Source organism: Frondihabitans sp. GW821-FHT04F02 (assembly GCF_059420045.1).
In genome coordinates this window covers 440,655-466,104 of the sequence record NZ_JBWKSZ010000001.1, presented here as the reverse complement: position 1 = coordinate 466,104, position 25,450 = coordinate 440,655, and the positions used below count along the sequence as shown (strand labels likewise).

Here is a 25,450-nt window from a genome sequence, read left to right as displayed (position 1 = left end):
AGATCATCGATAGGCGTTACACGGCTGTCGTTTACTGTCACGGAGTCGTAATGATTCGACCCACGGCGTCATTCAGGCCCCGGCGAGGTAACCCGTGACCACGGAACGGCATTCCTCGATGAACCGCGAATCGCCCTCCGGCGAGGCCTGGAACGCACGGGCCAGGATCGCGCTGCCCATCTCGATCGCGACGTCGAGAGCGAAGTCGAGGTCGGCCGATCGCTCGACCGGGTAGCGGACGGCGAGGAGCGCCGACATCTGCTCGGCGAAGGGGCGACGCCCCTCGGTCTCGTCGGACGTGGTGTCGGCGACCTCGGCATCGCCGAAGCGGATAGCGCGGAAGCCGGGCTCGGTGCGGTACATGTCGACCTGCGCGTCGATGGCGAAGTCGACGGCGTCGTGCCACTCCTGCGACCCGCTCTCGACGATGACCCCGTCGATGCGCTCCATGAGACGCCCGACGCAGCGGGCCGCGAGGGCCTCGACGACGGCGATGCGGTCGGGGAAGTAGCGGTAGACGGTGCCGATGGAGGCGCCGGCGCGCTCGGCCACCATGGCCGTCGTGAGGCGCTCGAAGCCGATCTCGTCGATGATCGCCGCCGCCGCATCGAGGAGGCCTGTCAGCCGAGCCGAGCTCCGCGCCTGGACCGGCTCGTTCCTGAGCAGTGATGATCCCCCGGGCAGTGCTTCATTGGTCTCGGTGACGAGCAATGGGTCTCCTTCAGTATGAGCGGCGCGTCTCGTGCGACCGGCGAGGCCGCTGCTGTCGCTCGATGTCCGACGCATGCGCTTGACTTGTGGTCATGTGCGGAAGATTCGTGATGTCGCGCGCCTCGAGCGACCTGGTGGCCCTCTTCGACGTCGACGTGACGGGAGATACTCTTCCAGAGCCTTCCTGGAATATCGCTCCGACCGCGCCGGTGAGTCTGATCGTCGATGCCGCGCCTCGCGGCGAGGATGCCGGCGGGCCCCCGGTGCGCCGCCTGGCCTCCGCCCGGTGGGGGCTGATCCCGGCGTGGGCCGACGATCCGGCCGTCGGCGCCCGGGCGTTTAATGCCCGGGTCGAGACGGCGGCCGAGAAGCCGACGTTCCGCGACGCCGTCGTCTCGCGACGGGGCATCGTTCCGGCGTCGAGCTACTACGAGTGGACGACCGGCCCCGAGGGCGCGAAGGTGCCGATGTCGATCTCGCTGCCCGACGACGAGCTCATGCTGTTCGCCGCGCTCTACGAGTGGTGGCGCGACCCGAAGAAGGCTCCGGACGACCCGTCGCGCTGGGTGCTCAGCACCACGATCCTCACGCGCGACTCGACCGGACCGCTCCGGGGGGTCCACGACAGGATGCCGGTGTTCGTCGGCGCCGACATCATGGACGACTGGCTCGACCCGCACACCGAGGGCGACGCCGACCTGCTTGAGGGCATCGCCGGCGAGGCGGAGCAGCACGCCGCCCGCGTGCGCATCGAGCCGACGGACGGACCGCACGGGACGCCGCCGCCCACGGAGTGAGGGGGCGGGCATGCCACAATGAGGGCATGCCGGGTCACCGCAAAGCCTCTTCCGCGCCTCCCGCCGCGTTCGGGTCGAACGCGCAGGCGGTGGTCGCGCAGAGCGTCGAGCCGATGCTGCACCGAGCCGCGCGGATGGAAGACGCGATCCACGAGTTCCGCGAGCAGAACGCCCGCCGACGCGGCCTGATCCCGACCATCGTGCCGTACACCGGCTACGGCGCTCCCGGCTGGATCCGCGTGCTCTGCCGCGTGCTCCTGACCAAGGAGGGAGAGAAGCTGTCGACCGGGCACACCCACGTGCGCGGCTGGCGCAGTTTCACGAGCGTGCCGATCAACGAGGTCGTGGTCGACGCCGTGATCGACGGGGTCACGCACCACATGACCGCCGACCGCGGCGGGGTCGTCGACACGCGCATCGAGGTCGACCTCCAGCCGGGCTGGCACTCGATCGTGCTGCGCACCGAGGGATCGCTCGAGGTGCACGCGCCCGTCTTCGTGATCGACCCCGCCGTCAAGTTCGGCATCATCTCCGACATCGACGACACCGTCATGGTGACGGCCCTGCCCCGGCCGTTCCTCGCGGCCTGGAACACCTTCGTGCTCGACGAGCACGCGCGCCGACCCGTGCCCGGGATGGCGGTGCTCTACGAGCGCCTCCGTGCTTCGGCGCCCGGCACCCCCGTCATCTACGTGTCGACGGGCGCCTGGAACGTGGCGCCGACGCTCAACCGGTTCCTGACCCGCAACTTCTACCCGCGGGGCCCGCTGCTGCTGACCGACTGGGGGCCGACGCACGATCGCTGGTTCCGCAGCGGCCGCCAGCACAAGTACCAGACCCTGCGGCGCATCGCCGCCGAGTTCCCCGAGATGAAGTGGCTGCTCGTCGGCGACGACGGCCAGCACGACGAGGACACCTACGGCAACTTCCTCGCGGAGCACCCGTCGAACGTCGCCGGCGTGGCCATCCGCCAGCTGTCGTCGACCGAGGCCGTCTTCGCCGGAGGCCGCTCGCGGGCCGAGGAGCACGAGCGCACCACGAAGACGCCGTGGATCTACGCGCCCGACGGTGCCGGCATCTGGGACCAGCTCGTCGAGAAGGGCATGGTCGGCGGGGCGTAGCGCTCTCGCCGTCGGCTTCGCACCACGCCCGCCGGGCCGCCGGGCCCGGCCGGTATCGTCGACGAGTGCTCCCCCGACCGACCCTGCGCCTGCGCTTCCGCGAGATGGGCGCCGCCGACCTCGACGCCATGGCCGGCCTGCTCGGCGACCCCCGCGTGATGGAGTTCTACCCGGCGCCGAAGACGCGCGACGAGGCCGCCGCGTGGATCGCCTGGAGCCAGCGCAACTACGCCGAGCACGGCTACGGACTCTGGATCATCGAGACGCACGGCGGAGCCTTCGTCGGAGACTGCGGGCTGACGTGGCAGGACGTCGACGGGGTGCTCCGGCTCGAGGTCGGGTACCACGTGGGCACCGAGTTCCTGCGCCGGGGGCTCGCCACGGAGGCCGCGGGAGCGTGCCGCGATCTCGCGCGCGACGAGCTGGGGGCCGCGGAGCTGGTCGCCATCATCGATCCGGCGAACACGGCCTCACGGCGGGTGGCCGAGAAGATTGGGCTGCGCGAGCTCGGGACGACGGGGTGGCGCACCGTGCTCGGCACGACCTTCGGCTGACCGGGGCCGCCGATGCGAGGCGGATCAGTGCGAGCCGGCGAGCATGTGCAGCACCCGGTCGTAGGCGCCGTCGACCTCGGCGAAGCGCAGCATCTTGACCCGCTCGACCATGACCTGCTTCTCGTCGGGCCGCGTGCTCAGGATCTCGAACACCTCGTCGAGGTACTCGTCGACCGGCATGGCCCGGCCGCTGGTGTCCTCGTCCTGACCGAGCAGCGTCGTCGCAACTGCCGGCGGGATCAGCTCGAGCACCTCGACGCCCGACTCGGCGAGCTGCAGGCGCAGGATCTCGGTGAACGAGTGCACCGCGGCCTTCGTGGCGTTGTAGGTCGGCGTCATCGCGAGCGGCACGAAGGCGAGTCCCGACGAGACGGTCATGAACGCGGCGTCGGGCCTGCCCTGCAAGAACTCGGTGAACGCCGCGACGGTCCGGATCGTGCCGAGCAGGTTCGTGGTGATGGTCGCCTCGGCCGTCTCGAGGAAGCCCGCGGTCGTCAGGTCTTCGGGCTGCATGATGCCGGCCATCGTGATGACGACGTTGAGGTCGGGGTGGCTCGCGGTGATCGTCTCGAACCCGTTCTGAATGGACGCAGGAACTGCGACGTCCATCTCGAGGCCCGTGATCCCCGGGTTCTCCGCTTCGATCTCGGCCAGGAGCGCCGTGCGGCGTCCGGCCACGACGACGGTGTTACCCGCCGCCGCGAAGCGCTGCGCGAGGCCCAGGCCCAGACCCGAGGTGCCGCCGGTGATGAGGATGGTGTTTCCAGTCGTTTTCATGTCTCTACTGTGGCGCCGCGCTCGGACGACGTGAAGGGAGCGGTCAGCCGGGGATTCGCAGTCCGTCCCTTCTCACGGCTCGGGGCTTCTGGTCGCGGGGTCGCGAATGTCGGAGGCGCGACGTAGAGTTCGAACATACTTTCGAACAGAGCCAGAGGGGCCAGCATGCGGATCGACGCGCAGCGGATCGACGAGCGGATCGCCGTCGAGACTACCGACGAGGGCACGCCCCTCCGATTCACCTGGCGGCGGGTCGTCTACGGCGTGGTGAGCGCACCCGAGGTGTGGATCACCCGGCAGGCCTGGTGGCGCAGCGCGACGCGGGCCCCGCGCGGCTCCGGCAGCGAGCTGCTCGAGATGCACGTCTGGCGCGTCGACGCGCTGCCGCTCACCGACGGCGCGCACCGGGTCGACGGCACGTTCGACCTCGCGCGAGACCCGATCAGCCGCGAGTGGCTGCTGCTCGGGGTGTTCGACGACCAGATCGACCAGCAGCTGTTCGCGTGAGCCGGCCCGCCTCAGCATGCCACGGCGGGCTTTCATGGCATCGGCTGATTGGATGAGCGCATGCCCCTAGCGATCGAAGACTACGCACTGATCGGCGACTGCCACACGGCCGCCCTCGTCGGCCGGAACGGCAGCATCGACTGGCTCTGCCTGCCGCGCTTCGACTCCCCCTCCCTGTTCGCCGGCCTCCTCGGCGACGACGACAGCGGTCGCTGGCTGCTCGCGCCGGCCGACCCGACCGCGACTGCCACCCGACGCTACGTCGACGACACGTTCGTGCTCGTCACCCGCTGGTCGACGCCGACCGGCGAGGTCGAGGTCACCGACCTCATGCCGTACGGCGACCGCCGAGCCGACCTGGTGCGCCGCGTGCGGGGCATCTCGGGCACCGTCACGATGACCGAAGACCTCCGCATCCGCTTCGGCTACACGACGGCGATCCCGTGGATCCGGCAGCTCGACGACGACACCCCGCCCGACGACTCGTCCATGCCGCACGAGGCCGAGACCGCCGGCCGAGGCACGCTCGTCGCCGTCGCCGGGCCCGACGCGGTCGTCGTCCGCGGGCCGAGGCTCACGGCCAGCGACCACGCCCACCGCGCCGCCTTCGACGTGACGGCCGGCGACACCGTCGACCTCGTGATGACCTGGTACCCGTCGTACCGCGAGCCGCCGGCGCCGATCGACGTGTCGGCCAGCATCGACACGACGATCGACTGGTGGCGCGACTGGGCGTCGCACTCCGAGGCGCCCGAGGCGTACGGCGAGGCGGTCCATCGCTCGCTCCTGATCCTGCGCGCCCTGACCCACGAAGACACCAGCGGCATCGTGGCCGCGGCCACGACGAGCCTCCCCGAGCAGTTCGGCGGCGGCCGCAACTGGGACTACCGCTACGTCTGGCTCCGCGACGCCTCGATGACGCTGCAGGCGCTGTTCTCGCACGGCTACGCCGACGAGGCGATGGGCTGGCGCGGCTGGCTGCTCCGCGCCATCGCGGGCGATCCCGACGACGTCCAGATCATGTACGGCCTCGGCGGCGAGCGGTACCTCGCCGAGACCACCCTCGACGAGCTGCCCGGCTACCAGGGCGCCTCGCCCGTCCGCATCGGCAACGGCGCCTACACGCAGTATCAGGGTGACGTGTTCGGCGAGGTGATGGTCGCACTCCACGAGGCCCGCCAGCTCGGCAGCGAGGAGACCTACGACTCGTGGGCGCTCCAGCGCGCGCTGATCCAGCACGTCGAGGAGAACTGGTCGAAGCCCGACAACGGCATCTGGGAGATCCGAGGGCCCGAGCAGCACTTCACTCACTCGCGCGTCATGCTCTGGGCCGCCATCGACCGGGCCGTCCGAGGCGCGCAGGAGTTTCACCTCGACGGTCCCGTCGAGCGGTGGCTCGCCCTGCGCGAGAAGATCCGCGACGAGATCGAGACCAACGGCTACGACGCGGAGCGCGGGTGCTACGTGCAGTACTACGGGTCGCACGAGGTCGACGCCTCCCTGCTGCAGCTGTCGCAGGTGGGCTACGTCGATGCGCACGATCCGCGCATGCTCGGCACCGTGAAGGCGATCGAGCACGACCTCCTGCACGACGGCCTGCTGCTGCGCTACCGCACGCAGTCGGGTGTCGACGGGCTGTCCGGCACCGAGAACCCGTTCCTCGCCTGCTCGTTCTGGCTCGTCGAGCAGTACGCCCGCAGCGGCCGGCTCGACGACGCGACCGCGCTGATGGACCGCCTCGTCGGGTTTCGCAACGACGTCGGGATGCTCTCCGAAGAGATCGAGGTCGCGACGGGGCGCCACGTCGGCAACACCCCGCAGGCCCTGTCGCACCTGGCGCTGGTGCGCGCGGCCGACGCCATCCAGACGGCGATCGAGCATTCGCGCGGCGGCGAGGCGCGGCGGGCGCGGGCCTAACCCGGCCGCCGCCGGACCCTGGCGGCCGGACACCCCGGTTCGGCCCATACGCCGCGCCGCGGACAGGCATCCGGGCCTGACCACGGGGTCTGCGCCGAACCCGCGGGTCCGGGCCGCCCCGCTTCTGGTCCCGGCACGACGAAGCCCCGCCGAACCAGGTTCGGCGGGGCTTCGCGAGCGGGTGGCTACGCCTCTTTCGAGGTGGTCCAGTGGGCCGGACCGGCCGACCCGGCGGGGTACTTGTCGAGCGGAACCTCGCCCGACTCCCAGGCATCGACGACCGGCGCGACGATCGCCCAGCACCGCTCGGCCACGTCGCCGCGGATGGAGAGGGTGGGGTCATCGTGGAAGATGCCCGAGAGCACCTCGCCGTAGGGGGTCAGCTCGGGCTTGCCCAGGTCGGTCGACAGGGTCGACTTCTCGAGGTGGAACGGGTTGCCCTGACCGTTGGTCGTGACTCCGAGCTCGATGGTCTCGGGGCTGATCTCGATCTTGAGCGTGTCGGGCGACGACGAGCCCTGGAGCCCCTCGGGCAGCGCCGGCACCGGCTTGAAGGTGATCAGCACCTCCTTGCGGACCTTGGTCATCCCCTTGCCGGAGCGCAGGATGAACGGCACGCCGGCCCACCGACGTGTCTTGATCTCGAATTCGACCTCGGCGAGCGTCTCGGTCTCGCGGGAGTTGTCGACGCCGTCCTCGTCGGAGTACGCGGGGACGTCTTTACCCGAGATCGTGCCGGCCGCGTACTGGCCGCGACGGCTGTTGGCGACGGGGTCTCCGTCTTTCACCCAGGTGGCGCGCAGGACGCGGGCGATCTCGCTGCGGAGCTCGACGGCGTCGATCGACGACGGGGCGTCCATCGCGATGACGGCGAGCACCTGCAGGAGGTGGCTCTGGATCATGTCGACGAGAGCGCCGGCCTTGTCGTAGTACTGGGCGCGACCCTCGAGGCCGAGGACCTCGTCGTAGAAGATCTCGACCTTCTCGATGTTGTCGCTGTTCCAGACCGGCTCGAAGAGGCGGTTGGCGAAGCGGAGGCCGATCATGTTCAGCACGGTCGAGCGGCCGAGGAAGTGGTCGGTGCGGTGGATGCGCTCCTCCGGGATCACCTTGAGGAGCTCCTCGTTCAGCTCGCGAGCACCCTGCTCGTCGCTGCCGAAGGGCTTCTCGAGGGCCAGCCGGAGGCCGTCGGGCACGTCGATCTCCTCGAGGGCCTTGATGACCTTCGTCGAGATGGCCGGCGGGAGCGCGAAGTACATGACCGGCTCGCCCTCGGAGGCCGCGAAGAGCTTCTTCAGGTGCTCGGGGTCGGTCGGGTCGCCCTGGATGTACTCGCTCGAGGCGAGGGTCTTCTTGGCGAGCTCCGAGCCGGCATCGCCGTTGAAGGCCGTCTTGACGACGTCGTCCCATTCTTCGGGGCTGCGCTCGCTGCGGCCGGTGCCGATCAGCTTCACGTCGACGCCGCGGTCGCTCTTGAGCAGGCTCGCGAGGCCGGGGAGGAGGAGGCGCTCGGTGAGGTCACCGGAAGCGCCGAGGATGATGAGGGTGCTCGTCTCCGCCATCAGACGGTCTGCTCGGAGCGAGTCGCGGCGCTGGAAGGCGCAGTGCGGGTGGTCATGGACTTCCTTTCGAGGTGAACCTAGCTGTGGTCCACGTGGCTCAACACACCGGACCGGCAGGCATTCCCATGAGGTTCGAGGATGCGAGAGAAGGGGCACGGGCGCGAGTGGCCACGATGCCACCATCAACCGTACTGCTCTGCGGCGACTCCGGTACGCACCTGACCAGCCCTGTGGAAACCCCTCTCCCGCCGCCTGGCGAATGACCTACACTGTTCGAACACACGTTCGAACAAGAGGGCGGCCATGAGCTTCACGCACCTGCACGTCGCCTCGGCGTTCAGCGCCCACTACGGCACTGCGCAGCCGGGCCACCTCGCCGCTCAGGCCGCCTCGAACGGCGCCGACGCAGCGGCGATCACCGACCGCGACGGCCTCTACGGAGCGATCCGCCACGTCGGCGCGTGCCGCGCGCTCGGCATCGATCCCATCGTCGGCGTCGAGCTGGGCGTATCGACCCCCTCCTCCGACGACCACGACAGCCCAGGGCGGCATCCCGCAGGGCAGCGCCCCGCAGGGCAGCATCCCGCCGGACCTCCTAGCGGCTCCCCGCCCATCGCCGCCGACGCCGACCGCGTCGTGTTCCTCGCCCACGGCGGCGGCGCCGTCGGGGTCGGCCCGGGCGCCGGCTGGGCCTCCCTCTGCCGCCTCATCAGCGCGGCTCACGGCCGCGCCACACGCAAGGTCAACGGCAGCGCGAACAGCGTGGCGACGATCCCCCGCGCCCGGGTCCGCGCCTTCCTGATGGGCGACGACGGCCCCACCGGCACGGTGCTGCTCGGCCCCGACTCCGACGTCGGACGAGCTGTGGCGCACGGCGCGCACGGCCGGGCGGCCGCACTGCTCGAGGCCTGGAAGGCGGAGGTGCCCGGCGGCGTCGCCATCGAGGTCGTCTGCCACCTCACCGAGCCGGGCGAGAGCCGCAGCCTGCGCCACGCCGCGCGGATGCTCGAGCTCGCCGACGCCGGGCGAGTTCCTGCGGTGCTCACCAATGCCGTGCGCTACCGCGAGCCCGACGAGGCCCTCACCGCCGACGTGCTCGACGCCGCCGGGCACCTCGCGGCGCTCGGCAGCTTCGAGCCGCAGCCCAACGCCCAGGCCTTCCTCAAGACCCCCGACGCGATGCGCACGCTCGCCCGGATGATCGCCGACGCGTCGTCGCTCGACCGCCGCGCGGCCGAGGAGATGCTCGCCGCCACCGAGGAGCTCGCCGACCGGTGTCGGCTCGACCCCGACGTCGACCTCGGCTGGCGTCGCGCGAAGGTGCCCGAGCTGTCGGCGATCGGCGTCGAGGGCGACCCCGACCAGGTGCTGTGGCGGCGGGCCGAGGCCGGGGTGACCGAGCGCTTCGGCGACGCGTCGATGGCCAAGCGCGAGCAGATCGAGCGGCGCATGCGCGACGAGCTCGAGACGATCACCTCGTTCGGCTTCGCCGGGTACTTCCTGACCGTCGCCGACGTCTCGGCGATGATGCGCGACATGCGGGTGCGGAACGCCGCGCGCGGCTCGGGCGCCGGCAGCCTCGTCACCTACCTGCTCCGGATCTCGAACGTCGACCCGCTCGAGCACGACCTGCTGTTCGAGAGGTTCCTCGGCAACAAGCGCGAGACGCTGCCCGACATCGACATCGACGTCGAGTCGGCCCGGAGGCACGAGGTGTACCGGGCGATCTTCGACCGCTACGGCAGCAACCGCGTCACGCTGATGTCGATGCAGTCGACCTACCGCGGGCGCGGCGCCGTCCGCGACGCCGGGCTGGCGCTGGGACTCGACGAAGACCAGATCGATCTCGTCGCGAACAACGTCTGGCGCTCGAACGCCCGCGACATGCGCAAGGCTCTCACGGAGAAACCCGAGCTCCGCCAGATCGCCGACCTCGTCAAGACCAACGCCCAGATCGACCTGCTGGTCGACCTCACCGAGCGGCTCGACCGACTCCCCCGCCACATCTCGATGCACCCGTGCGGGGTGATCCTGGGCAATTCCGACCTGCTCAGCATGACTCCGGTGCAGCCGAGCGGCATGGGCCTGCCGATGAGCCAGTTCGACAAGCACGACATGAACGACGCCGGCCTGCTCAAGCTCGACGTGCTCGGCGTGCGCATGCAGTCGTCGATGGCCTTCGCCCTCGGCGAGATCGAGCGGCTGAACGGTCCGCGCACCGCCCTCGCCGGCGCCCTGCCGATCGACGCGCCCTATGTGAACCGCCAGGGGCGGATCGAGCTCGACGCGATCCCCCACGACGACGAGCCGACGTACGAGGCGATCCGCACCACGCACACGCTCGGCATGTTCCAGATCGAGAGCCCGGGCCAGCGCGAGCTGATCGGCAAGATGCAGCCCGACCAGTACGAAGACCTCATCGCCGACATCTCGCTGTTCCGCCCCGGCCCGATGAAGGGCAACATGGTCGCGCCCTACCTCGACACCAAGCACGGGTTCCAGAAGCCCGACTACATCCATCCGACCTTCGCGCCCTTCCTCCAGGACAGCTACGGGGTCGTGATCTACCACGAGCACGTGCTGCGGATCCTCAACGCGACCATGGGCATCTCGCTCGCCGAGGCCGACGAGATGCGCCGGCAGATGGAGAAGCGCGCCGACCTCGAGGACGAGTTCCGCAGCAAGACCGCCGCGAACGTCGACGAGCACGGCAGACGGCGCTACACCGACAAAGAGATCGACCGGATCTGGGGCGTGCTGAAGGGCTTCGGGTCGTTCGGGTTCTGCAAGGCGCACGGTGCGGCGTTCGCCCTGCCGACCTACCAGACGGCGTGGCTGAAGACGCACTACCCGGCGGAGTTCCTGGCAGGCATCCTCACCCACGATCCCGGCATGTACCCGAAGCGGCTGCTGCTCGCCGAGGCGAAGCGGATGGGCGTGCCGGTCCTGCCGCTCGACGTCAACGCGTCGAGCGAGGTCTACCACGTCGAGCGGCTGCGCCCCCCGCGGACGCCCGTCGCGCGCACCTACGCCGGCGACCTCGGCATCCGCCTCTCGCTCCTCGACGTGCAGGGCATCACCGAGCACGAGACCACCCGGATCCTCGAGAACCGCCCGTTCACGTCGATCGCCGACTTCTACCAGCGGGCCACGCCTTCGCGGCGGCTCTTCGAGCGGCTCGGCCAGGTCGGCGCACTCGACTCGCTGGGAGGCGACGGGCGCAACCGGGGCGATGTGATGGCGCGCATCCGGCAGCTGACGAGCCGGGCATCGCGTCCGAAGCCCGCCGACACGATCAACCAGCTCGACTTCGATGTCGACGACTCGGCCTCGGTCCCCACGGGCAGCGCCGAGATGCCGGCGCACGAGCGGATCAGCCGCGAGCTCGACATCCTGTCGATGGAGGTCACCGAGCACGTCATCGAGAGCTACCGGCCCATGCTCGACGACCTCGGGGTGATCCGCGCGGCCGACCTCATCGACAACTGGAACGGCACCACCGTCCTCGTCGCCGGCATCCGCATCGCCACGCAGACGCCGCCGATGCGCAGCGGCAAGCGGGTCGTGTTCATCAGCCTCGACGACGGCTCGGGGTGCTCCGACTCCACCTTCTTCGAGGAGGCCCAGAATCGCGCCGGCTCCCTCCTGTTCGGCACGAAGCTGCTGCTGATCCAGGGGCGCACCCGCCGCACCGGCGAGCGCGGCATCTCTCTCGAGGCCGACAATGCGTGGGATCTCAAGGCGCTGTGGCGCGACTGGCAGGCGACCCGCGCGGCCGCCGGCCACGACGTCCTCACCTGAGCCGACTGCCTGGCGTCCGTGTCGCCCTGTCGGCCACGTCGTTCGTGTCGACCACGTCGTTCGTGTCGTTCGTGTCGTTCGTGCAGTCCTTATGGAAGGACACCCTGCCCGCTCACAAGGAGAACCACGCCGCCGCGCACGCCCCACAAGGAGAATCCCCGCCGCACGCCCGCCCCGCAAGGATGCCTACCTCGCAGATCCTTCCGAAGCCGCGCGTAGGGTGAGCCGCATGAGCGACAGCAGCACGGCCAGCACCGACGAACCCGGCACCTACGTCACCCCGGGCCAGGAGTACACCCGCGACACCAACTACATCGAGGACCGCATCACGAAGGACGCCGTCGACGGCTGGCCGGTCGAGGCCGGCCGCTATCGCCTCGTCGCCGCCCGGGCCTGCCCGTGGGCGAACCGCTCCGTCATCTCGAGGAGGCTTCTCGGCCTGGAGGACGCGATCTCGCTCGGCCTCCCCGGCCCGACGCATGACGCCCGCTCCTGGACGTTCGACCTCGACCCTGACGGACGCGACCCGGTGCTCGGCATCGAGCGCCTGAAGGACGCCTTCGAGAAGCGGACGCCCGGCTACCCGCGCGGCATCACGGTGCCGGCCATCGTCGACGTTCCGACCGGCAAGGTCGTCACCAACAACTTCCCGCAGATCACGCTCGACCTCGCCACGGAGTGGACCGACTTTCAGCGCGACGGCGCACCCGACCTCTACCCCGACGGGAAGCGCGACGAGATCGACGACGTCGCCGAGGTCGTCTTCCGCGACGTCAACAACGGCGTGTACCGCGCCGGCTTCGCCGGGTCGCAGGGCAGCTACGAGCGCGCCTACACGCGGCTGTTCGACCGGCTCGACTGGCTCGAGCAGCGCCTCGAGACCCAGCGGTACCTGGTCGGCGACACGATCACCGAGGTGGACATCCGGCTGTTCACTACCCTCGCCCGGTTCGACGCGGTGTATCACGGCCACTTCAAGTGCAACCGGAACAAGCTGACCGAGATGCCGGTGCTCTGGGCCTACGCGCGCGATCTGTTCCAGACGCCCGGGTTCGGCGACACCATCGACTTCGAGCAGATCAAGAAGCACTACTACATCGTCCACAGCGACATCAATCCGACGGGGATCGTCCCGGCCGGCCCGGATCCGCGCGGGTGGCTGCGACCTCACGGCCGCGACGAGCTGGGCGGGCGCCCGTTCGGCGACGGGACTCCGCCTCCGCCGCCACGCCCCGGCGAAGAGGTCCCTCCGATCCTCGCCGCGTGACCGCCCGCGACGACGAGGCGGCGGGCGACAGCCACTCGGCAGACGGCAGCCGCTCGGCACACGACGGCCAGAGGGCTCACGTCGGCCGCTCGGCACACGTGGGCCGCTCGGCACACGACAGCGAGGCGTCCCCCGACGTGCAGGCCCGCCTCGAGGGCATCCGCGCCGACGCACGACGCCTCGCCGACCGTCTCCTGCTCGACATGGAGGCCGTCTCCGACGCCCGCGAGTCGTCGAACGTCGACGACGAGCACGACCCGGAGGGCGCGACGATCGCATTCGAGCGCTCGCAGCTCGAGGCGATCCGAAAGTCGACCCTCGAGCGCATGGCAGCCGCCGACGCCGCCCTCGCACGACTCGCCGCCGGAACCTACGGCGTCTGCGAGGTCTGCGGCCGCCCCATCGCACCGGCCCGTCTCGAGGCCCGGCCCACGGCCACCCGGTGCATCGAGCACGCCGTCTAGAACGGAGCTACCGCAGCCCCACCCGGCCGAGCTCCTCGTCGAGGAACGCCTCGAACCACGCGTCGCGGTCGGCGACCACGTTCGTGTACTGGCCGAACACCTCGAACGAGAGCCGGCCGAAGAGCGCGGTCCAGATCGCGACCCCCGCGGCGATCGACTCGGCGGGCGCATCCACTGAAGACGACCCAGTCATCGAAGACGACCCAGCCGGCAGAGACGACCGGGCCGGAGACAGCGCCGACGCCAGCTCCTCGAACCCGGGTCGCAGCCGCTCGTTGACCGGCGGCCAGACGACGTCGGGCGACGTGAGCAGCGCGTCGAGCAGCAGGTACGCCACGGTCAGCGCCGGCCCGGTGGTGTCCGCGGGCGCGTCGTACCCGGGCACCGGAGTGCCGTAGAGGAGCGCGAAGCGGTGCGGATTGTCGAGCGACCAGCTCCGGGCGGCTCTCGCGATGGCCCGAAATCGCGGTGCCCCCGCAGGAACTGCCGCCGCTTCCGCAGCCGCCGCCCCCAGGTCGGTGTAGGCATCGATGATGAGGCGGGTCAGCAGGGCGTCCCGAGAGGGGAAGTACCGGTAGATGGCCGACGACGAGATGCCGAGCTCGCGGGCGATGGACCGCACCGACAGGGCCGCGGGGCCGACCTCGCCGAGCTGGCGGTTGGCCACGGCGAGTGCCCGGGCGGTGGTCTCGGCTCGGGCACGCGCGCGGACGCCGGTTTCGGAGGGGCTCATGCGCCGATCCTGCCACAGTGATGAGAGCAGTGCTCTTGCAATTCGCCCAGCAGACGCGCTACGGTCGTCTCATCGACCGAGAGCAGTGCTCTCTAAACGACTTCAAGGAGCACTCATGGCCACGCACCTCATCATCGGCGCAGGGAACATCGGCACTCCGCTGGCCGCGAAGCTCGTCGCCCGGGGCGACTCGGTCCGAGTGGCGACCCGCCGTGGCACGCAGCTGCCGGGCACCGGCGCCATCGCGCTCGACGCGAAAGACGCCGCGGCCGTCACCGAGGCGGCTCGCGGTGCCGACACGATCGTCGTCTGCTCCAACCCGCCCTACCCCGAGTGGGCCGCCGAGTGGCCGCCGATCTTCGCGGCTCTCGAGGGGGCCGCGACGGCGACCGGCGCCCGCATCGTGCTCATGGGCAACCTGTACGGGTACGGCGCGGGCAGCGGCGTCATGGGCGTCGACACCCCGCTCGCCACGACGGAGAAGAAGGGGATGATCCGCGTCGCCGGCTGGAACCGCCTGCTCGACGCCGAGCGCCGCGGCGACCTGCGCGTCGCCGAGGTCCGGGCCAGCGACTACTTCGGCCTCGGCGCCGGCGCCAACGCGCACATCGGCGGCAACTTCTTCCGCCCGCTCCTGAAGGGCAGGACAGCCTGGTGCGTCGGCGACCCGACGCAGCCGCACGCGTGGGCCTACCTTCCCGACGTCGTCGACACGCTGATCGCAGCAGCCGACGCCGACCAGACCGGCCGCGCGTGGATGGCCCCGCACTCGACGAGCATCTCCCGCCGCGAGATCGTCGCCCAGGTCAACTCGATCACCGGCCGGAACGGAACGGCCCGCAGCTACCCGGGCGTCGTGTTCGGCGCGATGGCGCTGGCGATGCCGTTCATCCGCGAGGTGAAGGCGATGTCGTATCAGTTCACAGCGCCGTTCCTCGTCGACTCGGCCGAGTCGGAGCGGGCGCTCGGGATCACCGCGACCCCGTGGGCCGAGGCGCTGTCGGCCACTCTGGACTCGTACGGACGCCAGGTCTAGGCTGACCCCCATCACACAGGTGCTGATCAGAGCATCTGCGCAATCGCCGTCGATTGGTGTGGCATGGCATTCAGTCCGAGCCCGTGGGCCTCATTCCCCCCGGAGGTTCCGCGGGGCCCGCAGGCCGCCCACCGCCGCATCGTCAGCGAGTCCTGGGAGCGCGCCCGCCGCCGCCGTCTCGATCCCGAGAGCGTGCTGGCCGACGTCGAGCTTCCCGAAGACATGCTCGCGGACTACCGCAGCGCGCACCCGCTCTCCCTTCTCCTCCCGGTCGCCCGCACCCTCCTGCTGCGCGACATTGAGGGCTCGGGTCTCATCGTCGCCATGGGCGACGAGCAGGGACGCCTCCTCTGGGTCGAGGGCGACAACTCGGCGAAGCGCTCTGCGGAGGACATGCGCTTCGTCGAGGGGGCAGGCTGGGCCGAGAGCCGAGTGGGCACCTCGGCTCCCGGCACGGCTCTGGTGCTCGACCACGGCGTGCAGATCCGCGGCCACGAGCACTACAACGTCTTCGTGCAGAACTGGAGCTGCTCCGCGGTCCCGGTGCACGACCCGGTGACCCGCCGGATCCTCGGCTTCCTCGACATCACCGGCGACGAGCGGGCTGTCGGCCCCCACACCCTCGCTCTCCTCGAGGCCACGGCCACCGCGATGGAGGCCGAGCTCATGGTGTCGCGCCTCACGTCGGCTCCGCCCCGCTCGACGCCGGCCCGCCAGCGCATCGCCCGGCCGACCGCCTCAGCCCCGGCGAGCCTCACCACCCTCGGGCGCGACGTCGCCCTCATGTCGGACGGCCGCCGGATCGTCAGCCTGAGCGCCCGGCACAGCGAGCTGATGACGCTTCTCTCCTGGCACCAGCGCGGCCTCGGAGCCAACGAGCTCGCCTCCCTCGTCTACGGCGATCCGCATGCGATCGTCACCCTGCGCTCCGAGATGGTGCGCCTGCGTCACGCCCTCGAGGTGCTCGACCCCCGGATGGCTCCCCTCTCGCGCCCCTACCGTCTGATCAGCCCGCTCGAGACCGACGTCGGGAAGGTGATGTCGCTGCTCGACCGCGGCTCGTACCGGCGGGCCGTCGAGGCGTACACCGGCCCCGTGCTCCCGAACTCGACGGCGCCCGGCATCGAGGAGATCCGCGACCTCCTGGCCGCCCGCGTGCGCGAGTCCCTCCTCTCGGACGCCGGCGTCGACGTGCTGCTCGACTACGCCAGGAGCTCGGCGGCCGAGTCCGACCGGGAGATCCTGATGGCCGCCCTCGGCATGCTGCCTCCGCGATCGCCGCGCCGGGCGGGGATAGTGGCGCGTCTGGAGCAGCTGGACCGCCTCTAGTTCCTGCGCCCGTGCACAGCGCGCAGCGCAACCGTTCGCAACCTGCCCGTTCGTATCGTGGAGGGACGCCGCTACCCGCGGCGACCGACAACGACGTCGAAAGGGATACGACAATGACCGTCACGACTCCTCCGAGCACCTTCGCGAACCCCGGCAGCCCGGATGCCAAGGTGCAGTTCAAGCCCCGCTACGACCACTTCATCGGCGGCGAGTACGTCGCCCCCTCGTCCGGCAAGTACTTCGAGAACCCGTCGCCCGTCAACGGCAAGGTCTTCACCGAGGTCGCGCGCGGCAATGCGGCCGACGTCGACAGGGCCGTCGAGGCAGCCTGGCGCGCCTTCGACTCGTGGAAGAAGACCACGATCACCCAGCGCGCGATCATCCTGAACAAGATCGCCGACCGCATGGAGCAGAACCTCGAGATGCTCGCCGTCGCCGAGACCTGGGACAACGGCAAGCCGATCCGCGAGGCTCTCGCCGCCGACGTGCCGCTGGCCATCGACCACTTCCGCTACTTCGCCGGCGCGATCCGCGCGCAGGAGGGCTCGACCGGCGAGATCGACAACGACACCGTGGCCTATCACTTCCACGAGCCGCTCGGCGTCGTCGGCCAGATCATCCCCTGGAACTTCCCGCTCCTCATGGCCGTCTGGAAGCTCGCCCCGGCGCTGGCGGCCGGCAACTGCGTCGTGCTGAAGCCGGCCGAGCAGACACCCGCGTCGATCCACGTGTTCATGGAGCTGATTCAGGATCTCCTCCCCGCCGGCGTCCTGAACATCGTGAACGGCTTCGGCGTCGAGGCGGGCGCTCCCCTCGCCTCCCACCCGAACATCCGGAAGATCGCCTTCACCGGCGAGACGACGACCGGCCGCCTGATCATGCAGATGGCATCCGAGAACCTGATCCCGGTGACCCTCGAGCTCGGCGGCAAGAGCCCGAACGTCTTCTTCGCCGACGTGGCCGACGAGCGCGACGACTTCTACGACAAGGCGCTCGAAGGCTTCTCGTTCTTCAACCTGAACTCGGGCGAGGTCTGCACGTGCCCGTCCCGCGCGCTGGTCCAGCAGAGCATCTACGACCAGTTCACCGCCGACGGAGTGGAGCGCGTCAAGCAGGTCAAGCAGGGCAACCCGCTCTCGCTCGACACCATGATCGGTGCTCAGGCGTCGAACGACCAGCTCGAGAAGATCCTCAGCTACATGGACATCGGCAAGCAGGAGGGCGCGAAGCTGCTCCTCGGCGGCGACCGTGCCGACCTGGGCGGCGACCTCACCGACGGCTACTACGTCAACCCGACGATCTTCGAGGGCCGCAACTCGATGCGCATCTTCCAGGAGGAGATCTTCGGCCCTGTCCTCTCGCTGACGAGCTTCAGCGACTACGACGACGCCATCAAGATCGCCAACGACACCCTCTACGGCCTCGGCGCCGGCGTGTGGAGCCGCAACGGCGCTCAGCTGTACAGGGCGGGCCGCGACATCCAGGCCGGCCGCGTCTGGTCGAACACCTACCACCAGTACCCGGCGGGAGCCGCGTTCGGCGGCTACAAGCAGTCGGGCATCGGCCGGGAGAACCACAAGATGATGCTCGACCACTACCAGCAGACGAAGAACCTCCTCGTGTCGTACGCGGACGGCCCGATGGGATTCTTCTGATGCCGGACACCTCGGTGTCCGATACCCAGCAGGCGCTGTCGCGGGTCGACGTCTCACCCGCGGCAGCCGCCTTCCTCGTCGAGCTGACGGAGCAGCACGGCCCGCTGATGTTCCACCAGTCGGGCGGGTGCTGCGACGGCAGCTCGCCGATGTGCTACCCGGTCGGCTTCTTCCGGATCGGCGCGGTCGACGTCCACCTGGGCGACCTGCACATCGACGGGATCGACCCGATCGAGGTCTACATGTCGAGGAGCCAGTTCGAGTACTGGAAGTACACGCACCTCACCATCGACGTGGTGGCCGGCCGCGGTGCCGGGTTCAGTGTCGAATCCCCCGAGGGCAAGCGCTTCCTGATCCGGTCGCGCATGCTCGACGACGCCGAGCTGAAGGCCTTCGACCTGATCTGAGAGCTGCCGCGACGTCTACGCTCTGCCCGGTTCGGGCGGCAGAGCGTAGACGCCGTGGCCTGTCCTGACCACGACACCGCGGCGGGCGAGCACCGAGAGCGTCGAGAGCACGCTCGACCGGCGGTAGTCCGGCAGGCCCGCCACGATCTCGGTGGTCGACGAGGGCCCCGGGCGCAGGAACTCGGGGATCCTCTCGGCGAGGCTCGACGCGTCGGGCCCCGGCTCCCCCGCCCCGCCCGGCTCGTCCATCGCGTACTCGCGCCGTGCGTCGGCCAGGCCCTCGGCCGACACGCGGGTCACGGCGCCCGACGCCTTGGCATACGGAGCGAGGGTCAGCGACCGGCCGACGCGGTTGTAGACGTTCGACTGGCTGGTGCCCTGGTGCTCCGCGATCTCCGGGTACGACGCGCCGCCGAGCAGCAGGGTCGCCTCGCCCTCGAGGCCGAGCCACTGGCCGAGGCTCGCGATCTCCCAGCCGGCGGTGGTCACCGCCGAGCCCCAGACCTCGATGTCGTCGGCGTAGTCGGTCGTGAGCTGCTCGAGGTCGGCGACGATCTCGGCGATCCGCTCACGGGCGTCGGCCACGATCTCCGCCGTGAATCGCGGCGGCCTGCGAAGTTTGATTGATCCTGACATTTGTGAAAGACTCTACAAGTTGTCCGGCGAACCGGGCACCATCGCGCTACTGAACACCACAGTCTTTCTTCAAGGAGTACCCATGGCTTTCGCAATCGTGCGCGCCGGCGGCCGTCAGGAGAAGGTCGAGGTCGGAACGATTCTGACCGTCGACCGTCTCAAGGCCGCCGAGTCCGACACCGTCTCGTTCGTCCCCGTCCTGCACGTCGACGGCGACACCATCCTCTCGGGCGACCAGCTCGGCACCGTCACCGTCGAGGGCGAGGTCCTGAACGACCTCCGCGGCCCGAAGATCGTGATCCAGAACTACAGGAACAAGACCGGCTACAAGCGTCGCATGGGCTTCCGTGCCGACCTGACCCGCGTCAAGATCACCAAGATCACCACCAACTAGTCGAGGAGCTGACTCATGGCACACAAAAAGGGCGCATCATCCACCCGTAACGGCCGCGACTCGAACGCGCAGCGCCTCGGCGTCAAGCGCTTCGGCGGCCAGGTCGTCTCGGCCGGCGAGATCCTCGTCCGCCAGCGCGGCACCCACTTCCACCCCGGCGTGAACGTCGGCCGCGGCGGCGACGACACCCTCTTCGCCCTCGCCGCAGGCAGCGTCGAGTTCGGCGCCAAGGGCGGCCGCAAGGTCGTCAACATCGTCGCAGGCGTCTGACTGCAGCAATCTCGAAAAGGCGGGCCACCTCACGGTGGCCCGCCTTTTTCGCGCACCGTCATTGAAGAAGGTAATAAGTCGGCAAGGACTCGAATGGGGGCCTCGCCCTGGCCGGTGCACCCCGCTAATGTCGACCGGGTTCAGCAGTTGTTCTCACATGGTTAACCGACTCGCGCGGTCTGATTCACCGTACGACCAGCAAACAGATGGTGGACTTGGCTACGAACACCTTGCACGAGCGTGAGCGTCACACTCGCCCACGTCAGACTGGCTCCATCTGTACCACGCGAATGCGAGAATCATGGGTCTCCGCACGGCTGAGCACGCTCGGCCCGACCACTTCATCCTCCACCTCAGCGACACGCATCTCATCGAGGCCGACTCCGACCTCTACGGCGATGTCGACAGTGCCAGCCGTCTCCGCCAGATCCTGGCCGAGCTCGAAGACTCCGGGGCTCGACCCGAAGCGATCGTCGTCACCGGCGACCTCGCCGACAAGGGCGAGCCGGGAGCCTATCGCAAGCTCCGCGCGCTGATGGAGCCTGTGGCGCTCCGTCTCGGCGCCCAGATCATCTGGGCGATGGGCAACCACGACGACCGGGGCGCATTCCGCTCCGAGCTCTTCGGCCAGATTCCGAGCGACCGCCCCGTCGACTTCGTCTACGACGTCAACGGACTCCGCATCATCACGCTCGACACCACCGTGCCGGGCCACCACTACGGCGAGCTCACCGGCGCCCAGCTCGACTGGCTGGCCGAAGAGCTGTCGGTGTCTGCTCCCGACGGCACGATCCTGGCCATGCACCACCCGCCGGTACCGAGCATCAAAGACCTCACCGTGCTCGTCGAGCTGCGCGATCAGGCCTCGCTCGCCGAAGTCGTCGAAGGCAGCGATGTGCGCTCGATCATCGCGGGCCACCTGCACTTCTCGACGAACGCCATGTTCGCCGGCATCCCGGTCTCGGTCGCCTCAGCCACCTGCTACACCGCCGACCTCAACATCCCGACCGGTGCGACCCGCGGCCAGGACGGCGCGCAGTCGTACAACCTGATGCACGTCTACCCCGAGACCATCGTCAGCTCGGTCGTCCCCATCGGCAGCTACCGCACCGTCGGCGAGTACGTGGGCCCCGAGCAGGTCGCCGCGCGACTCGCCGAGGCCGGCGTCGTCATCCCCGCCGCTCGTCCGCGCCACCGCGCCGAGCCCGACGTGCTCACCGTTCCGACGCGCGACCTGTCGCTCACGGGCCCCATCGGCACCCTCTAGCCGCTGGGCCCGCCTCGAACGGTCAGTGCTCCCAGGGTGCCCTGAAGGGGAAGTAGCGCTCGAGGAAGTCGGTGACGACCGCGGTGCGCTCTTCGTCGGTGACCTCGGGGAAGCTGCCGTCGTTGAGGCAGAAGAAGTCGTCAGAGCGCTTCTTCAGGAGCTCGGACAGGATGGCGAGACCGGCGACCATCGTCGTGTCGACGTAGCTCACCTTCGCGTTCTCCTGCACGATGGCGCGCCCCGTGACCAGCGCGTAGTAGTGGTAGAACGAGTTCGTCACCGAGATGTTGGTCGCGGCCCGGAACGGCGAGGCGGCGGTCGACGCGAAGTCGGCCGCGAACTCGTGCTCCATCTCGAACAGCACGCTCTTGCGCAGCGGCGTGGCCGTGTGCTCGAGGTGGCGAGTGGTGACGCGTCCGAACCGCTGCTGCAGCAGCTGGCGGTTGACTCGGGCGGCGTTCTCGTGCCCGGATCGCGTCGCGTTGTTCAGCCCCAGGCCGATCCTGGTGTCCGCCTCGATGAACTTCGTGACCGAGCCCGGTGAGAAGAACATGCTCGGGCTGACCGGCCGGCCGAAGAACATGTCGTCGTTCGAGTACAGGAAGTGCTCGCTGAGGCCGTCGATGTGGTGCAGCTGCGACTCGACGGCGAGCGAGTTGTGCGTCGGCAGGACGGACGGGTCGGCGAAGAACTCCTCGCTGCGGACGATGCGCACGCGCGGGTGATCGGCGAGCCAGGCCGGGGCCGGCGAGTCGGTCGCGATGTAGATGGTGCGGATCCACGGCGCGAACATGTAGACGGAGCGCAGAGCGTACTTGAGCTCGTCGATCTGCCGGAACCGGGCGGGAGCGTCGTCGCCCTCGCCGAGCACGTGCTTCTTCTCTCGGGCGGCTCGGGCCCGCTGGTACTCGACGGAGTTGCCGTCGACCCATGAGAAGACGATGTCGACGTCGAAGGTGATGTCGGTCGCATGGTCGTCGAACATGTGCTCGATCGTCTGCCAGTGGAAGCCGTAGCGTTCGATGTCGGTCAGGTTCGCCTCATCGAGCGGGAGGGTCCTGCGCATGAGAGCGTTCTCGACCGGGGCGAGCACCTCGGTCTCGGTGGTGATCCAGAACTCGACCTGGACAGCGAAGCCGGCGCCGTAGCGGAGACGGCCGAGCGGCTCGACGCGCGGGCGGAACAGGCGGATGACGCGCTCGGTCTCGGAGCCAAAGCCGTCGGCGATCACGAGGGCCGCGCGACCGTGGCTGCCCTTCGAGTAGAACGGCTCGCCCTGAGCTGCGGCGCGAAAGGCCGTCTCGAACTCGGCGCGTCGCTCGGCGTCGACGGCGATGACGGGACGCTCCCCGTTGCCACGGACGAGCAGGTGCGGAATCCCGGAATCGTCGAGCACGCCCTTCACGAAGGCGAGGTCTTCGAGCATGGACTGCTGCGGGGTGAGATGGCCGTTGAGGAGCGTGTACTGCCCCTTGCGGATCACGAGGTCGTCGCGCTTGAGAGCGGCGCCTTCGCGGTCGCGACCGCCGGTGGTGGAACGGGGGGTCAAGAGAGGACTCTCCGCCGAGCCGACGATCTCCGTAGCCATTCAGACTCCACTTCCTGCGACGGCCCGGGCGGCCATGAGTGCAATTAGACGATTTTACTCTGTCGGCGACCGGTTGCGCTGACGTGGTGCCGATACCGGTGCGGTGGGCCTAGCGAGAGCGAGGAGTACGAGCCGGAGTCGTCGAGGCCGGAGCGTCGGCCGACGCCACTTTCACCCGGACGCCCACGACGATGAACACCGCCGCGGCCGCGAACTGCATGCCCTGCCAGAGCTGTCCCGTGATCGGCACAGGCCACACCGGATTCCAGAGCACCGCGATCGCGGCAAGGAACGGCAGGTAGCCCCACGCCCTGCCCCGCCAGGCGAAGACCAGCACGATCAGGGCGAGGATCGCCACGACGTAGCGGAAGAGCACGAACGCATCGCTCGAGATCAGGGCACCGCCGGCGATCAGAGCGATCGCGGCCAACAGCCCCGGTGCCAACGCCGGACGCGTGAACGCGGCCTTCTGCGGTGTGGGCATGCTCCGATCCTAGCGCCCGCGGCGGGACCGGCCGGGCGGCGTCAGCGAGCCTCGCTCGGCCGGATGATCGTGATCGGCCTGCTCATCGGCGGCTCCTCGCGCAGCCGCTCGAGCCCGGGCTCGAGCTCCGACACCCAGGCGTCGTAGCCGGCCGTCGTGAGGTGCAGGCCGTCCTCGGTGAAGTCGGGGTCGAGCGCGTCGCCCACGGCCAGGGCGGGCCACAGGTCGAGGTACTGCGCTCGAACGGTCGCCGCGAACTGGCGGAGGTGCCGGTTGGCGTCCTGGATGCGCGCGGAGTACTCGACGTCGCGCGGGGCGATCGACTGCAGCAGCAGGCGGACTCCCGGCAGCAGGCGCCGCAGGTCGACGAGAATGGTCTCGATATTGCGCACCACCTGCTCGACGCTCCGCTTCGACGCGAAGTCGTTCGTGCCGATCAGCAGCACGATCGAGTCGGGGTCGGCCGCCACGACGTCGTCGATTCGCGCGAGCACATCCATCGTGGTGTCGCCGCCGACACCGAGGTTCACGACCTCGTCGTTCGGGAACCGCGCCGCCCAGTCGCCGCCCTCGGTGAGGCTGTCGCCCAAGAACACGAGCTTCTCGCCCATCGTCATCGCCTTCTTTCCTGCTCGGAGACCGCCGGCCGCTCGACCGGTTCTTTCGATGCGGCGGCGGAGATCCTGTTCAGCATGCCGGAGAAGATGACTCCGTGGAAGGGCAGGATCGCGAACCAGTAGAGCCGCCCGCTCAACCCGGTCGGGAAGAACACGGCACGCTGCCGGTAGTGGGCCCCGCCCTCGGGGCCGTCCGACACGAACATCTCGAGCCACGCCTTGCCCGGGACCTTCATCTCGGCTCGGAGCCGCAGGAAGTTCCTGCGCTCGATGCTCTCCACCCGCCACCAGTCGAGAGCGTCGCCGGGGCGGAGGCTCGTGGGGCTGCGGCGGCCTCGACGCAGGCCCACTCCCCCGACGAGCCGGTCCATCCAGCCGCGCGCGGCCCAGGCCAAGGGGAACGAGTACCAGCCGTTGTCGCCGCCGATCCCCTCGATGACCCGCCAGAGCTGCTCGGGCGACGCCTTCATGTCGGTGGAGCGGTCGTCGGTGAAGACGGTGTGGCCCGACCAGTCGGGGTCGCTCGGCAGCGGGTCGCTGGGGGCGCCGTCGACGGAGCCGTCCTGCCAGCTGGTCTCGACCTCGCCGTCGCGCATCTTGCCAAGGGCCAGGCGCACGGCTCGACGGTAGCCGGTCAGGCCGCCCTCGGGTTTCGGCACGACCTTGTCGATGTCGTGCTCGCGCACCACGCAGTCGTACTGCAGCGACGCCACGAGAGGGATGGCCAACGACCGCGGAATGGGTGTGACGAGGTTGACCCACTGCGACGCCAGCCACGGGGTCAGGACCGGCAGGGGCGCGATCGGCCGCTGCTTCAGGCCCGCCTCGACCGCGTAGCCGTTCATCATCTGCCCGTAGCGGAGCACGTCGGGGCCGCCGATGTCGAAGGCGCGGTTCACATCCGCGGGCACGTCGGCCGAGCCGATCAGGTAGTGGAGCACGTCGCGCACGGCGATCGGCTGGATCCAGTTGCGCACCCAGCGCGGCGCGGGCATGTACGGCAGCACGTCGGTGAGGTGGCGGATCATCTCGAACGAGGCCGACCCCGACCCGATGACGACACCCGCCTGCAGGGCCGCAGTCGGAACCCCCGAGGCGAGCAGGATCTCGCCGACCCTCTTGCGCGACTCCAGGTGGGGCGACAGCGGCCCGTCGGGGTGCAGTCCGCCGAGATAGACGATGCGCGAGACTCCGGCCGCCTTCGCCTCGGGCGCCACCGTCCGGGCCGCCTCGGCCTCGGTCTCCTCGAACGCCCCCTTGCCGGCCATGGCGTGCGCCAGGTAGTAGAGCACGTCGACGCCCTCGAGCGCCGCCCTGACCGAGTCGGCGTCGGTCAGGTCGCCCTGGGCGACCTCGACGTCACCGGCCCACGGCACTCCGATGAGCTTGTCGGGGCTGCGGACGAAGACGCGCACGTCGAACCCGGCCTCGATGAGGCGGGGCGCGAGGCGGCCGCCGATGTAGCCGGTGGCTCCGGTGACCAGGACACGGCGCTTCGGCGTCGACCGGCGGTGCTGCGGGGCGTGAGGCTGTTCTGGCGAGTCGGGCATCGGCCC

General features: G+C 69.7%; 24 protein-coding genes. 15 read left to right on the top strand and 9 right to left on the bottom strand.

Annotated features, from left to right (window positions below):
* Positions 1-72: 72 nt before the first annotated feature.
* A complete protein-coding gene (locus AC07TY_RS02225; protein ID WP_488626397.1) occupies positions 73-711 on the bottom strand; it encodes a TetR/AcrR family transcriptional regulator in 639 nt (212 codons plus the stop codon).
* A gap of 92 nt (positions 712-803) precedes the next feature.
* On the opposite strand from AC07TY_RS02225, the gene AC07TY_RS02220 reads away from it, so the two are divergent.
* The 3 genes from AC07TY_RS02220 to AC07TY_RS02210 all read left to right on the top strand — a co-directional run bounded on the left by AC07TY_RS02220 (position 804) and on the right by AC07TY_RS02210 (position 3,183).
* The gene (locus AC07TY_RS02220) at positions 804-1,508 is read left to right on the top strand and encodes an SOS response-associated peptidase (protein ID WP_488626398.1); all 705 of its coding nucleotides are present in this window, start codon (positions 804-806) and stop codon (positions 1,506-1,508) included.
* Between the two features lie 113 nt (positions 1,509-1,621).
* Positions 1,622-2,629 carry an App1 family protein phosphatidate phosphatase gene (locus AC07TY_RS02215; protein WP_123505170.1) on the top strand — a complete coding sequence of 336 codons (1,008 nt, stop codon included), beginning with the start codon at positions 1,622-1,624 and terminating at the stop codon, positions 2,627-2,629.
* A 65-nt stretch (positions 2,630-2,694) separates the two neighbouring features.
* A complete protein-coding gene (locus AC07TY_RS02210) occupies positions 2,695-3,183 on the top strand; it encodes a GNAT family N-acetyltransferase (RefSeq protein ID WP_494784213.1) in 489 nt (162 codons plus the stop codon).
* Positions 3,184-3,207: 24 nt separating this feature from the next.
* Here AC07TY_RS02210 and AC07TY_RS02205 read toward each other — a convergent pair whose 3' ends face one another.
* Entirely contained in the window at positions 3,208-3,960 is a 753-nt protein-coding gene (locus tag AC07TY_RS02205; protein WP_123504772.1) for an SDR family oxidoreductase, read from the bottom strand.
* 165 nt (positions 3,961-4,125) lie between these two features.
* Between AC07TY_RS02205 and AC07TY_RS02200 the strand changes: the two genes are divergently transcribed.
* Together AC07TY_RS02200 and AC07TY_RS02195 are read left to right on the top strand one after the other, a co-directional pair.
* Positions 4,126-4,467, top strand: a complete 342-nt coding sequence (locus AC07TY_RS02200) for a DUF6504 family protein (RefSeq protein WP_123504773.1) — start codon at positions 4,126-4,128, stop codon at positions 4,465-4,467.
* Positions 4,468-4,527: 60 nt separating this feature from the next.
* Positions 4,528-6,384, top strand: coding sequence for a glycoside hydrolase family 15 protein (locus AC07TY_RS02195; protein ID WP_494784212.1), 1,857 nt, complete (start codon positions 4,528-4,530; stop codon positions 6,382-6,384).
* 185 nt (positions 6,385-6,569) lie between these two features.
* On the opposite strand, the gene AC07TY_RS02190 is transcribed toward AC07TY_RS02195, so the two are convergent.
* Positions 6,570-7,946: a glucose-6-phosphate dehydrogenase gene (locus AC07TY_RS02190; protein WP_199738176.1), complete on the bottom strand. Its 1,377-nt coding sequence runs from the start codon at positions 7,944-7,946 to the stop codon at positions 6,570-6,572.
* 303 nt (positions 7,947-8,249) lie between these two features.
* On the opposite strand from AC07TY_RS02190, the gene AC07TY_RS02185 reads away from it, so the two are divergent.
* The 3 genes from AC07TY_RS02185 to AC07TY_RS02175 all read left to right on the top strand — a co-directional run bounded on the left by AC07TY_RS02185 (position 8,250) and on the right by AC07TY_RS02175 (position 13,478).
* On the top strand, positions 8,250-11,747 hold the full coding sequence (locus AC07TY_RS02185; RefSeq protein ID WP_494784211.1) for a DNA polymerase III subunit alpha: 3,498 nt from the start codon (positions 8,250-8,252) through the stop codon (positions 11,745-11,747).
* Positions 11,748-11,976: 229 nt separating this feature from the next.
* Complete coding sequence (locus AC07TY_RS02180; RefSeq protein WP_494784210.1) at positions 11,977-13,014, top strand: glutathione S-transferase family protein; 1,038 nt, start codon at positions 11,977-11,979, stop codon at positions 13,012-13,014.
* Complete coding sequence (locus AC07TY_RS02175; RefSeq protein WP_494784209.1) at positions 13,011-13,478, top strand: TraR/DksA family transcriptional regulator; 468 nt, start codon at positions 13,011-13,013, stop codon at positions 13,476-13,478. Before AC07TY_RS02180 ends, AC07TY_RS02175 begins: the two co-directional genes overlap by 4 nt.
* Before the next feature lie 7 nt (positions 13,479-13,485).
* Here the strand turns inward: AC07TY_RS02175 and AC07TY_RS02170 are convergent, their stop codons facing one another.
* Positions 13,486-14,211, bottom strand: coding sequence for a TetR/AcrR family transcriptional regulator (locus AC07TY_RS02170; protein WP_494784208.1), 726 nt, complete (start codon positions 14,209-14,211; stop codon positions 13,486-13,488).
* A gap of 115 nt (positions 14,212-14,326) precedes the next feature.
* Here AC07TY_RS02170 and AC07TY_RS02165 point away from each other — a divergent pair, with 115 nt between their 5' ends.
* From AC07TY_RS02165 to AC07TY_RS02150, 4 genes are all read left to right on the top strand, one after another.
* Positions 14,327-15,247: an NAD(P)-binding domain-containing protein gene (locus AC07TY_RS02165; protein WP_494784207.1), complete on the top strand. Its 921-nt coding sequence runs from the start codon at positions 14,327-14,329 to the stop codon at positions 15,245-15,247.
* 63 nt (positions 15,248-15,310) lie between these two features.
* On the top strand, positions 15,311-16,576 hold the full coding sequence (locus AC07TY_RS02160) for a GAF domain-containing protein (RefSeq protein WP_494784206.1): 1,266 nt from the start codon (positions 15,311-15,313) through the stop codon (positions 16,574-16,576).
* Between the two features lie 113 nt (positions 16,577-16,689).
* Complete coding sequence (gene exaC, locus AC07TY_RS02155; protein WP_494784205.1) at positions 16,690-18,231, top strand: acetaldehyde dehydrogenase ExaC; 1,542 nt, start codon at positions 16,690-16,692, stop codon at positions 18,229-18,231.
* On the top strand, positions 18,231-18,638 hold the full coding sequence (locus tag AC07TY_RS02150; protein ID WP_488626406.1) for a DUF779 domain-containing protein: 408 nt from the start codon (positions 18,231-18,233) through the stop codon (positions 18,636-18,638). Before exaC ends, AC07TY_RS02150 begins: the two co-directional genes overlap by 1 nt.
* 15 nt (positions 18,639-18,653) lie before the next feature.
* On the opposite strand, the gene AC07TY_RS02145 is transcribed toward AC07TY_RS02150, so the two are convergent.
* Complete coding sequence (locus AC07TY_RS02145; RefSeq protein WP_494784204.1) at positions 18,654-19,223, bottom strand: hypothetical protein; 570 nt, start codon at positions 19,221-19,223, stop codon at positions 18,654-18,656.
* Between the two features lie 133 nt (positions 19,224-19,356).
* Between AC07TY_RS02145 and rplU the strand changes: the two genes are divergently transcribed.
* The 3 genes from rplU to AC07TY_RS02130 all read left to right on the top strand — a co-directional run bounded on the left by rplU (position 19,357) and on the right by AC07TY_RS02130 (position 21,205).
* Positions 19,357-19,668, top strand: a complete 312-nt coding sequence (gene rplU / locus AC07TY_RS02140; protein ID WP_488625879.1) for a 50S ribosomal protein L21 — start codon at positions 19,357-19,359, stop codon at positions 19,666-19,668.
* A gap of 15 nt (positions 19,669-19,683) precedes the next feature.
* Entirely contained in the window at positions 19,684-19,938 is a 255-nt protein-coding gene (rpmA, locus tag AC07TY_RS02135) for a 50S ribosomal protein L27 (protein ID WP_123504784.1), read from the top strand.
* Between the two features lie 301 nt (positions 19,939-20,239).
* The gene (locus tag AC07TY_RS02130; RefSeq protein ID WP_123504785.1) at positions 20,240-21,205 is read left to right on the top strand and encodes a phosphodiesterase; all 966 of its coding nucleotides are present in this window, start codon (positions 20,240-20,242) and stop codon (positions 21,203-21,205) included.
* A gap of 22 nt (positions 21,206-21,227) precedes the next feature.
* On the opposite strand, the gene AC07TY_RS02125 is transcribed toward AC07TY_RS02130, so the two are convergent.
* The 4 genes from AC07TY_RS02125 to AC07TY_RS02110 all read right to left on the bottom strand — a co-directional run bounded on the left by AC07TY_RS02125 (position 21,228) and on the right by AC07TY_RS02110 (position 25,444).
* Positions 21,228-22,754, bottom strand: coding sequence for a stealth family protein (locus AC07TY_RS02125; protein ID WP_494784203.1), 1,527 nt, complete (start codon positions 22,752-22,754; stop codon positions 21,228-21,230).
* Positions 22,755-22,902: 148 nt separating this feature from the next.
* A complete protein-coding gene (locus AC07TY_RS02120) occupies positions 22,903-23,277 on the bottom strand; it encodes a DUF6804 family protein (protein ID WP_488626409.1) in 375 nt (124 codons plus the stop codon).
* Positions 23,278-23,318: 41 nt separating this feature from the next.
* Entirely contained in the window at positions 23,319-23,894 is a 576-nt protein-coding gene (locus AC07TY_RS02115; RefSeq protein ID WP_123504788.1) for a GDSL-type esterase/lipase family protein, read from the bottom strand.
* The gene (locus tag AC07TY_RS02110) at positions 23,891-25,444 is read right to left on the bottom strand and encodes an SDR family oxidoreductase (protein WP_494784202.1); all 1,554 of its coding nucleotides are present in this window, start codon (positions 25,442-25,444) and stop codon (positions 23,891-23,893) included. Before AC07TY_RS02110 ends, AC07TY_RS02115 begins: the two co-directional genes overlap by 4 nt.
* Positions 25,445-25,450 lie beyond the last annotated feature (6 nt).